This is a genomic window from Mucilaginibacter mallensis, assembly GCF_900105165.1.
Classification (GTDB): domain Bacteria; phylum Bacteroidota; class Bacteroidia; order Sphingobacteriales; family Sphingobacteriaceae; genus Mucilaginibacter; species Mucilaginibacter mallensis.
On sequence record NZ_LT629740.1, the window covers coordinates 847,441 to 858,990 of the forward strand.

The 11,550-nt window shown below is 42.5% G+C and carries 7 protein-coding genes; all 7 read left to right on the forward strand.

From position 1 onward, the window contains the following. The first annotated feature begins 267 nt into the window (after positions 1–267). The 7 genes from BLU33_RS03465 (at position 268) to BLU33_RS03500 (ending at position 11,512) form a co-directional block, all read left to right on the forward strand. Positions 268–3,465, forward strand: coding sequence for a SusC/RagA family TonB-linked outer membrane protein (locus BLU33_RS03465; protein ID WP_091369313.1), 3,198 nt, complete (start codon positions 268–270; stop codon positions 3,463–3,465). 37 nt (positions 3,466–3,502) lie between these two features. After that, on the forward strand, positions 3,503–5,116 hold the full coding sequence (locus BLU33_RS03470) for a RagB/SusD family nutrient uptake outer membrane protein (protein WP_091380139.1): 1,614 nt from the start codon (positions 3,503–3,505) through the stop codon (positions 5,114–5,116). Between the two features lie 22 nt (positions 5,117–5,138). Beyond that, positions 5,139–6,632, forward strand: a complete 1,494-nt coding sequence (locus BLU33_RS03475) for a glycan-binding surface protein (protein WP_091369316.1) — start codon at positions 5,139–5,141, stop codon at positions 6,630–6,632. Positions 6,633–6,852: 220 nt separating this feature from the next. Beyond that, positions 6,853–8,331, forward strand: coding sequence for a cellulase family glycosylhydrolase (locus BLU33_RS03480; protein ID WP_091369320.1), 1,479 nt, complete (start codon positions 6,853–6,855; stop codon positions 8,329–8,331). A 132-nt stretch (positions 8,332–8,463) separates the two neighbouring features. After that, complete coding sequence (locus BLU33_RS03485; RefSeq protein ID WP_172829208.1) at positions 8,464–10,257, forward strand: family 43 glycosylhydrolase; 1,794 nt, start codon at positions 8,464–8,466, stop codon at positions 10,255–10,257. A gap of 265 nt (positions 10,258–10,522) precedes the next feature. Next, entirely contained in the window at positions 10,523–10,753 is a 231-nt protein-coding gene (locus BLU33_RS03490; RefSeq protein WP_091369327.1) for a hypothetical protein, read from the forward strand. Positions 10,754–11,029: 276 nt separating this feature from the next. Continuing rightward, positions 11,030–11,512, forward strand: coding sequence for a helix-turn-helix domain-containing protein (locus tag BLU33_RS03500; RefSeq protein WP_157682041.1), 483 nt, complete (start codon positions 11,030–11,032; stop codon positions 11,510–11,512). Positions 11,513–11,550: the final 38 nt, after the last annotated feature.

Consider the following 11,550-nt stretch of genomic DNA (forward strand, 5'->3'; position numbering starts at 1 on the left):
ATTTTTTCACCCTGCAGGAATGTTTTTGCTTGGGAGTTCCCTGCTTTAGGGTAACCTCAATATAAAGCCTTTTGATATGAGCAGATAAGTGAACCGCTTAGCTTTTTGGCAGATACCTGATTGATACATTAAATAATATTAAACAATAAATTTTAAACCCAGTAAAGATCACCCTATTAAATTATGAAGAAAAAGCAAGATTAAAAACCTAACACTAACCAAAACCAATTAACCTAATTATTAAAAAACTTAAAAATCCTTTAAAAAATGGATAAAAATTTACAAAGAAGAATGAAACGCGGTATTTCCCTATTCATAGCAGGCATGTTGCTCTGTCTATCAGGCTATGCGCAAAATCTTCGTATCTCAGGAAAGATAACAAGTGCCGACGACGCTAATCCGATGATGGGGGTTAGTATTCATGTAAAAGGAATTTCAACCGGGGCCCAGTCGGCTGTTGATGGCAGTTATGTAATAACAGCAAAGCAGGGCGATATACTCGTCTTTAGTTATTTGGGCTACACATCTCAGGAAATAACTGTTAAAGAAACAAACGTAATTGATGTTAAGCTAAATTCAACATCCAGCAACTTAAACGAAGTGGTTGTTGTTGGATATGGTAAAAGAGCAAGACCGGATCTTACAGGTTCTATAAGTTCAATAAAAGGAACGGATCTTCGCCAAACACAACCAACCACTTTTGACCAGGCCCTGCAGGGTAAAGTTGCAGGTGTAGTGGTTCAACAGATCTCGGGGCAACCAGGTGGTGGCGTATCTATTCAAATACGTGGTATATCGTCAATAACCGGCTCTAATTCGCCGTTGTACGTTATAGATGGTATCATTATTCCACCGGTCGGCGATCCCGGTAATGGTTCAAACCCATTAAATACTATCAATCCTGCTGAAATTGAATCAATAGATGTATTGAAAGATGCTTCGGCAACTGCCATATACGGTTCGCAGGCAACCAATGGCGTGGTTGTGATCACTACAAAAAGGGGTAAAGCCGGGCCGCCGAAGATAACTTATGATTTCTATTCCGGTTTCCAGGAAATAGCGAAGCGGATGCCTGCGGTGAATTTGCAGCAGTTTGCCACTATCATTAACGCCCGGGCTGTTGCCTGGGGCTTTGATTTCAGGCCCCAATTTGCCAATCCTCAATATTTAGGCCCTGGTACCGACTGGCAAAGTGCATTATTCCGGAGAGCTCCGGAAATGAATCATACGATGACTGTAAGCGGTGGAGACGACAGAACCCAATATTTACTGTCAGCCTCGTATTTTAACCAGGAAGGGATAGCCCTTGGCTCTGATTTTACAAGATACTCGGTACGGTTGAATCTGGACAATAAAACAACTAAATGGCTAAAAATAGGGACGAGCCTTCAGTTGGCCCATATTGATGAAAATGTAGCTGCGACCGGTGAAAGTGTAATCAATACCGCGCTAAGCGTTACCCCTGATGTTGCGGTAGTCAATCAAGACGGCTCCTATGGTGGTGAAACTGACCCCAACGGTTGGGTAGCAGCTTTTCCCAACCCGGTGGCATTAGCAAAAATTATCAAAAACCAAAATAGGAGGAATCAAGTATTCGGCAATTTATATGCCGAAATACAGTTGGCTAAAGAACTGTCGCTGCGGAGTGAGGTATCCGGTAACTTCGATTTTAGGACAGAAGATCAGTTTTCACCAACTTATAAATTTGGTAAAAATAACGTCAGCCAAAACTTTGGTTCCACTGGTTTCTGGCAATATAATTATGTTGTAGTGCGCAACTTTTTAAATTACTATCATAATTTCAAAAAATTTCATATCGATGCTACAGCAGGGCACGAAGCGCAGGACGGCACTTTCGAAAATATTGGCGCCGCGCGAAGGAATTTTGCTTCAGACAATGTGCAGGCGATTAATGCCGGTGATTATACCACGGCCACAAACTTCGGCGATAATTCACAATCGAACCCTACCGGCGGCTCTGCACAGGAATCCTGGTTCGGCCGTGTCAATGTTTCCTGGGATGACAGATACACGCTAACCGGCAATATACGGAACGATGGTTCTTCAAATTTTCCACCCAACCATCGTTGGGTTACTACCTATTCTGGTGGATTTGCCTGGAAAATTAATCATGAGGATTTTCTGAAAAGTGTGAAGAGTATAAATGAATTGAATTTAAGGCTTAGTTATGGGCTAACCAACAACCAGGGCATACCGGGCAATACCTTTGTAACCCAACTTAACACGGTTGCAAGTAGCTTATCAGGTACAGCACAGTCTCAAAACAATTTGGCAAATCCGGACGTGCAGTGGGAAAAAACAGATTATTATAATGCAGGAATTGACGGATCGTTTTTTAATGAGCGGTTAGGTTTTACAGTTGATGTTTATGACCGCGAAGTACACGGCCTCTTATTACAGGTGCCGCTTCCGGAATACTCTGGTACTGTAGCGGGTTGGGGTCCGGGGGCCATGCAAGCGCCTTATGCCAATGTCGGCTCGTTAAGCAACAAAGGGATCGACTTCCAGATCAACACGACCAATATTAGTTCCAAAAGTTTTACCTGGAAAACCAGCCTTACCCTATCGCGGAACATTAACAAAGTGACCAGTTTAGGTGCCGGCGGCGCCCAGGCTAACTTGAGCGAGAAATCTTATCTTCCACAGGTTAACGACATAATTGAAAAAACAGTGGTGGGCCAGCCCATTGGTGAATTTTATGGCTATGTATTTGATGGAATTTATTCAAAGCCAAGTGATTTTCTAACCCATGCCCGGCCTGCTGACGCAAATGGTAACCCATATCCGGTTTCTGCGGCAGGCGGCGGTATCTGGTACGGCGACCGCATGTTTAAAGATTTGAACGGCGACGGTATTATCGACTCAAGGGACGAAACTGCTTTGGGCTCCCCAATTCCAAAATTCCAGTACGGTATCAATAATACATTTTACTACAAAAATTTTGATCTGAATATTTTTTTAAGCGGCAGCTATGGCAACAAGGTATTCAATCAAATGGCTATACCGGAAGAAGATCCGCAAAATAATGGCACTTTTTTTACATCGGTATTAAACTATGCGAAATTGGCTTTGGTAAATCCCAACGGCTCTGCAACCGATGTTAACAATGTATATGTTACCAACCCCAATACAACTATTATAGGTTTGAGAAATGATAATACCAACGGTAATTTCCGTCCTAATAGTTTGATGTTTGAGGATGCTTCATTCCTGCGTTGCAAAAATATCACCTTAGGGTACAAGTTTTCAGACAAACTTTTATCAAAAATATCCGTGCATTCGCTTAGGGTATTTGCTACTGTATCCAACGTCTTTATAATCACAAAATATAAAGGCATGGATCCTGAGATAGGCTCGTGGAACCCGCTCCAGGCAGGATGGGACGGCGGTTATTATCCGCAGCCCAAAGTATTTACTATTGGTGCAAGCATAGGCTTGCAATAATAACAATAAAACAATAACCGATTTAAAATATATGTTTATGAAATCAATTCACAAAATTATAACCATCCTGTTATTTGCAGCCGCAATTGCCGGATGTAAAAAGAGTTTCCTGGACCGTCCGTCTAACTCGCAGATCAGTTCTGCTAATTTTTACAAAAGCACTTCCGATTTACGGCTGGCTACGGCAAGCCTGTACGGCGGTCAAACCTGGTGGCAATTTAGCAATGAGGCCTGGATACAAATTGGAGACATATTGAGCGGCACCGCCAGTTTTCCGTATAATGGCGATTTGGTGCAGTTTTTCACACGTACCGTTACCGGCTCAAATAATCTTATGACCTATGGCTGGGTTGGCTTATACAATTGTATAGGGCAATGTAATGGCGTTATTAATGCTATACAGCAACAGGCGTCTTCGTCCATTTCGGCAAAAGACAAAAATGCGGCTATAGCCGAGGCAAGGTTTATGCGTGCCGTAGCTTATTATCACCTGGCGGTTTATTGGGGTGCGGTGCCAATTATCGAAGATAACAGCAAACTGATAAAAAATCCGCTGCTTAACCGCAATATTGTTTCGGATGTCTATAAATTCGTTGCCAACGACCTGACTTATGCAGCAAATAATCTTCCAAAAACGGATGACAAAGGCCGGGTAACTACCTGGTCGGCTCAGGGGATGCTGGGCAAGGTGTATTTAACAATGGCGGGTTTAGGCCAAAGTGGCGGGCAGCGCGACCAGAAATTGCTTGATAGTGCCATAAAATATGCTGGCAACGTGTGTAAAAATAGCGGGTTACAGCTTTTTGAGCAGAATGATCCAAACCATCAAGGATATTATGACTATTTCAGGCCGGTTAACAACGATAACCCTGAATCATTATTTTCTTTCCAATGGGTTGGGGGCACGGGTTATGGAAATGGCAACGCCATACAACTCTTTTTTTCGCCAAATTCAATCCTTACCCCTCAACGGGCAGGCGCATGGGAGCCCCTGCAGCCAACCTACGATTTATACCAGATGTATTCGGCTAAAGATACAATACGCCGCAAAGCTACCATTATGCTCACCGGGGATCATTATCCGGAATTAGATCAAGCCGATGGTGGTTATACGGCAACCCAGCCGGGCTTGAAGAAACACATTATTGGCAACGAAAAGGATAACAATTCGCCATCAATGGATGCCTGGTCAGATATTGAACACAATACAATTCTTAGATTGGCCGACGTGTACCTGGTGTATGCCGAGGCGATACTGGGTAATAATGCCAGTACGAGCGATGGGGATGCTATTAAGTATTTTAACCTGGTGCGGACAAGGGCCGGCGTTGATCCTGTAATGGTGCTGAACGCTACAACACTGCGTACGGAAAGAAGAGTTGAACTTGCTTTTGAAGGGCAATACTGGATAGACCTGGTTAGGTATTCTTATTATGATCCGGCTAACGCCGTCAAGTTCCTTAATGATCAGGATGTTCATCACGGCCGTATTTCGTTTACTTATGATCCTAAAACCAAAATTGCTACAAGGGATACAATTGCGCCGCCAATTACGCTTCCGGCAACCATAAGTTCATTTACGCTGCCAATTCCTTCATCCGAGTTGACGAGTGACCCCAAATTGACACAGCCGCCAGTACCCTACTATTAATTTAATATTAAAATATATAATTATGAAAAATAATTTAAACATCCGCTTGTATTTGTTGCCGCTATTCTTCGCGATGGTGGCTTTACTGCCAGCTTGTAAAAAAAACAATGAGGGTTCTTCTAACCCACCGGTAATTACAGGCGTTAGGAGTTATGTTGCTTCACCAAACGACACTGTTTTGACCAGTGCCATTCCAAACGGTCAATGGGTGGTGATAACCGGGCAGAATTTAAAAAGTGCAACCCGGATAGAATTTGACGGTGTGCCCGCAAATTTCAGTCCTGTATTATTGGCGGAAAATAGCGCTGTTGTGCAAATTCCCCAGATAACATTTTCAACTATTGATACCAGCAAGCTTTATACCGTAAAGGTTACAACAACAGGGGGTTCCACCTCGTTTGCTTTCAAACTGGGTCCGCCAGCACCTGCCATTTGGGCTATTTCAGACGTATTTGCCAACCCGGGCGATTCGGTTTATCTTTTTGGTGCAAATTTAGTATTGGTTCAACACCTGGTATATGGGGGCACCCCAATCACAAAGTTTAAGACGAGCCTTAGTGGGGACTCCCTTGGCTTTTTGATGCCAGCATTAACTCCTACCAAACTAGTTACGGTAACCACTAAAGCTGGTATTGCCCTGGATACCATAAATGCGAAGCCAATCATTGCGGCCATTTCCGACTGTAATCCCGACCTTGGTGATTCGGTTTATGTTTATGGTAGTTACCTTAAGACTATCCAGTCAATTTCTTTTGGCGGTGCTACTATTACAAATTTCACAGAAGGTCCACGTGGCATTTATGTTAAGTTTCTGGCTCCAGGTAAGTACAGCTACGCTAGTGGACCAGTGACCATTGTTACCAGTTATGGAACGGTTTCTACTGTTTATAAAGTAAATACTCAAAATGGCGTTACTGCTGGTCTTTTAGGGGATTTTGAGTGGGGTGATAATTTTGGTTTTGGCTGGGGCTCAAATGAAAATTTAGTTGCTAACGTGGCCGATTTTAATGGTTCGATGGGAACAAATACTACTCAGTATATGGAATTGAAGATTCCTGTTTTAGCCGGCGGTGCAAGTGTGTTCTTCCCATTGGGTAATTCTAATACGGGTAATCACTGGGTACCTGTGGCAAATATTACAGATCCTCCTTCAAGCTGGGCTCTTCAATTTGAAATGAGTGTGGCTCACCCATGGAATGGAGGTACTCTTTATATTGAAACTACTTTTGCAGGTGACAGTTATGTTGCGCGTTATGAGCCATGGAAAATTCCTGGTTCAAATGTTACCAAAGCTTTTATAACGAAAGGTTGGGAAACCGTAACTATTCCTTTATCTGCCTTCAAATCAAAAGTTAACGAATTAGGGGATGGTGTATCAATTACTCAAATAAGCGATTTATTAGGGCCTACTGGTGCGAGTAGTTATAATATGTACCTTGAAAATTTCGATTCTTCGTCAACTGCAACTGACTTTTATGCCGCTATTGACAATATTAGGTGTGTGAAAATTAAATAGCCTACAGCCCCACGGCAGCAGTTGCTGTGGGGCTTTTTTTACCAATCGAAAGCATTGGATTCGCTAAACGGAGCAGGATTTTAGAGCCACGAAATTAACAGTAAAAAGATCAACGTACAATAGAGCCTCTATCATTGCAGGCGACAAAAAGATATCATACCGATATTTTTTAGTGCGGGTGGATATTTATGCGATTTTTTAATTAAATAATAGAACAAAAATGAAAAAAAACTATTTTTTTAGATCCGTAGTATTTCTTACTGCGATCATTATACTTTTCGCCTGCAAAAAGGCGAAAAATATGACACCGGAACTCACGGTTAGCGTGTCGACTATGAGTTTTGCGCCTGAAGGAGGAAGCCAGGACATAACCGTTACCAGCAATGCTGCCTGGAGCGTAAGCAACCCTGCTTCGTCATGGCTGCAATTAAGCGCAACTTCCGGTAACAGCGGTAGTACCGTTATTCATGTGACAGCGACATCGCCAAATGGCACGGGCGCTACCCAGTCGGCAATTTTTGAAATAAGTGCGTCAAACGGGCAGGCAAGAAGGGTAACGGTTACCCAGGCCCCCACCATATACCCAGGTTATAATACATCGCCCATAGCGCCAGACATGACCGGAGTGACCAGTAATGCCGTGCAACTGGCTGCAAAAATGGCAACGGGAATGGGAATGAATTTTGGCAATACCATGGACTCCCCGAACGAAGGTGATTGGGTGTCTGGTAAAATTACCGACGCGCAGGTGAAATTTGTAAAACAAATAGGTTTCACTGCTGTACGGATTCCCTGTAACTGGGTTTGGACTCATTTAAGCGATCGGTCAAAGGCAACAATTGACCCTGCATGGCTTGCGCGGGTGAAACAAGTGGTTGGATATTGTGTGGCTAATGGTGTGTATGTGATAATAAATGCTCACGCGGATCTTGGCTGGCTGGAACAAAATGTCAATGCCACAAAGAAAGATTCCGTTAATGCAATGCAAAAGGCGATTTGGGAGCAGATTGCTACAACCTTGCGTGATTTTGATGAGCACCTTTTATTTGCCAGCACGAATGAACCTCAGGCTGATAATGCCGAGCAGATGGCCATACTCAATGGTTATCACGAAACATTCATCAATGCAGTTCGCTCTACCGGAGGCAGGAACAGTTACCGGGTGCTGGTTGTGCAGGGGCCCCACGCTGATCCTACTAAAACTGCTACTTTGATGACTAGTCTTCCTACCGACCCGGTACCTAACAAGTTGATGGTCGAGGTGCATGACTACACACCTGCTGGATTTACGATACTAACGGATGGAGATGCAAGCTGGGGCAACATGATTTACTATTGGGGGGCTGGGAATGTTTCTACTATTGAGCCATCGCGCAACGCCACCCCTGGATCAGGAGACGAGAGTGCGATCACTACTGAGTTACAAGGGATAAAACAGAATTTTGTTGACAAAGGTATCCCTGTGATTCTGGGTGAATATGCGGCCCCGAGGAGAAATAATCCCAACGAGCCTATGCCTAAGGATACGTTGGTGAGCAACAGGTCTGTGGATTACTGGAACACTTTTATGACCAAAACGGCTAAAACGGATGGTCTCCTGCCATTTTATTGGGAGGTAGGGAATATGTTAGACAGGGCTAATAATGTGGTAATAGACCAGCGTACGTATAATGCCCTTGTGGCTGGATATAAACAGTAATGTTGGATTAAAGCTTTTTCTGGAATAGCGGTACTGTGAACAGATTACACAGTACCGTTTTCTTGACGTATATGATTGGTATTGATTGTGAAAATATAAATTAAACTAACAAAAATGAACTATATAATAAATATGAGAAAGGGTCATGGGATATTTTTAGGCTTGCTATTTTTGGTCCCATTGCTTTCTTTTTCCTGTAATAAGAAACAGGTTGCGCCTCAACCTCAATTCACTGTTTCTTCCGCGCAAGTTGTTTTTGAGTCGGAAGGCAGTAGTTCTAATGTTTCTATCACCAGCAATGGTAATTGGACAGCGACATCCAATAGCTCAACTATATGGTTCACGATAAGTCAGGCATCGGGAGGCTCGGGCAATGTTACGCTTAAATTAACCGCGAGCGCTAACAACACGGGGGCTGGCCGCGAGGCGATAGTGACTATCAAAGCTTCGAATGGTGATGCCACGCAAATTGAAGTTTCACAGCCAGATAATCAAAATCTGTTAGCAAAATTCGCAATGGTTTCGCCGAAACTTTTCACCAATAATGGGAATCCTTTATTAGATTTTATGTTTACGGCCGACCCAACAGCTATAGAATACAATGGAAGAGTTTATGTGTACACCACGAATGATCAACAACAGTATGACACGGTAGGACCGGGTGGGAAAAATAATTACGGGTATATCCGTACACTGGTCATGATGTCTTCCGCTGATATGGTCAACTGGACTTATCATGGCGTCATAAATACAGCAAAGCTGGCGCCATATACTTATGCGTCCTGGGCGCCTTCCATTGAATCCAGAATGGAAACAGATGGTAAAACGCATTTCTATATGTATTATTCCAATAGCGGTACTGCCACAGCCATGCTTACTTCCACCTCTCCCGTTGGCCCCTGGAAAGACCCATTAGGAAAGAACATAGTCGACACCAAAACCCCCGGTGTGGATGTCGATAATCCATTCGATCCCGGAGTTTTGATTGACGGCCAAGGTACAGGCTGGCTGGTTTTTGGAGCCGGCGCGGAAAAAACACCCTATCTGCCGGACAATGCCAGAATCTTCAAATTAGGACCAGATATGATCAGTTTGGCCGGCAGTATTTCTAAGATACCCGCTCCTTATTTTAATGAGGCCAGCGACCTTAACTTTATCAATGGAACCTGGGTTTATAGCTATTGTACGAATTGGGATGCACGCAATGTATGGCCTTATAGCAATATTGCTAAACCAAGCGCCGCCTGCATATCTTATATGACGAGTAAAGCACCCTTAGATTCGAATAGTTGGCAGTATGGCGATAATTACTTTAGGAATCCTGGCGAAAACGTGGGTGATAACGTGGGTCCTTTGACAAACAATCACTCTCACTTGTTCACGTTTCAAGGGAAATGGTATTTTGCTTACCATGCCATGTATTTACAGAATTATTTTAACACTACGGGTGGTTTTCGTAATGTGGGTATCGAGGAAGCATCGGTGAATACAGCTAATGGCGTGAACATCCCCATGATCAACGCCACCTTTAAAGGTCCGTCACAAACTCAGCTATTAAATCCGTTCGTTCTGCAGCAAGCAGAAACCACTGCAGGCACTTCGGGGCATGTCAAGTTCGATACTGCTGGTATTGTTGGTAATATGGTTGCCAAAGGACAAATAGATAAACAAGTTCTCATGGTCCGGGGAGCCGATTTTAGCAAACAGATTCCTTCCAAATTCGAAGCCAGGGTGAAAGGAACAGGTCAAATTGATGTTTATGTAAATAGTCTTGCCGGCCCAGCTCTTGTTTCCCTTAAGTGTGATGTGAAGAACTGGACTACGCTCTCACAGCAAATAACACAGAAGATACCTAATGGAGCAGGGAATATCTATTTTGTATTTTATGGAGACGGTTTTTTGTTTGATGATTGGCAATTCGAGTAATTCCGGTTGCTGGTTTATTGATGCTATATATAAGTAGATGTTCGATCAAAACGGGCTGGTACTGCCGATTCGGTGAAACCGTTAAGCTTTTCTTTTGGGAGCCGGAGGCAAATAAATGTTGATTCAGCAACCCGTGAATTATTTGAGACAATGACACTTAAAACTGCCGGTATCATGAATAAGAGTTTATTCGTGATACTGGCATAATTCCGCAAGTTCAAACTAATATATTCAATTAGCTCTAAAGTGTATTAAAAAAAGGAATATGGAAGATCAAATTATTTCAAAAGCGCCGGAATTAGATGAAAGTGAAATTAAAGATTTGATAGAGAATTTTGATACGATTGGTATTTTGCTTAAGGAGCACCCTGCTTTCTTCAGTAACCCTATCTCAACGCCTGAATCGAAAAAAATGTGTAACGAGGGCTTGGTACTTATTAAGAACTTCACTCAAAAATGTTTAAAACATTATGGGATGCGTTACCTTTCAAAATGAGATTTTCAACAATAGGTTTCATCATACTCAAAGTGATAAATAAAATATTGCCTGCAAATTATTTCAAGGCCAACAACACGCAGAACTTCCAGCATTATGAGATAAGTATATTTTTTCAAGGGTACTTGCAAATTCCGGGCAATCTTTCGAAAGAGGGCTTCAAGAAAATTATATATGATAGAAAAACTTATGATTGGGAACTATTTAAAAATCAATTGGATGATTTGATTTTTAATCATAATACAAGGCATTAATTAATAAATGTTGTATAAAGAAATGAAAAAGAGAAGGGCCTTTAGAATACCTGACAAGCTTCAGGAAACATATAAACGGGCTTTTGAGGGGCAGATAAAGGTGCATTTTGAACAGGTAGATGCACAAACAGGGAATGAGAAATTCTTGAGTGAATTGATTGAGTATATCAAGCAGAATATATCAAACCCCAAGCTTTCTGTTGAAACAACCAGCCGTGAGATGAAAATGTGCCGGGTATCGCTGTATAAGAAACTTAAAATGCTTACCGGTAAATCGCCTGTAGAATTTATACAGGCAATCCGCATGCAGAAAGCTGCCCATTTACTCGAAAGTACAGAAATGAAAATTAACAAGGTAGCAAGCGAAGTTGGGTTTGAAGCACCTCAATATTTCGCAAAGCTCTTTAAAAAGGAATACGATATCCTCTCCTCTGCTTACGTTCTTTTTATCCGTAAGGCTAAAACCCAGGGTAATATTAAATACTATGGGCTGGCCTGCGCCTAAAATAGCAGGGGTTAAAAAAAAGAATATGAACAATAAAT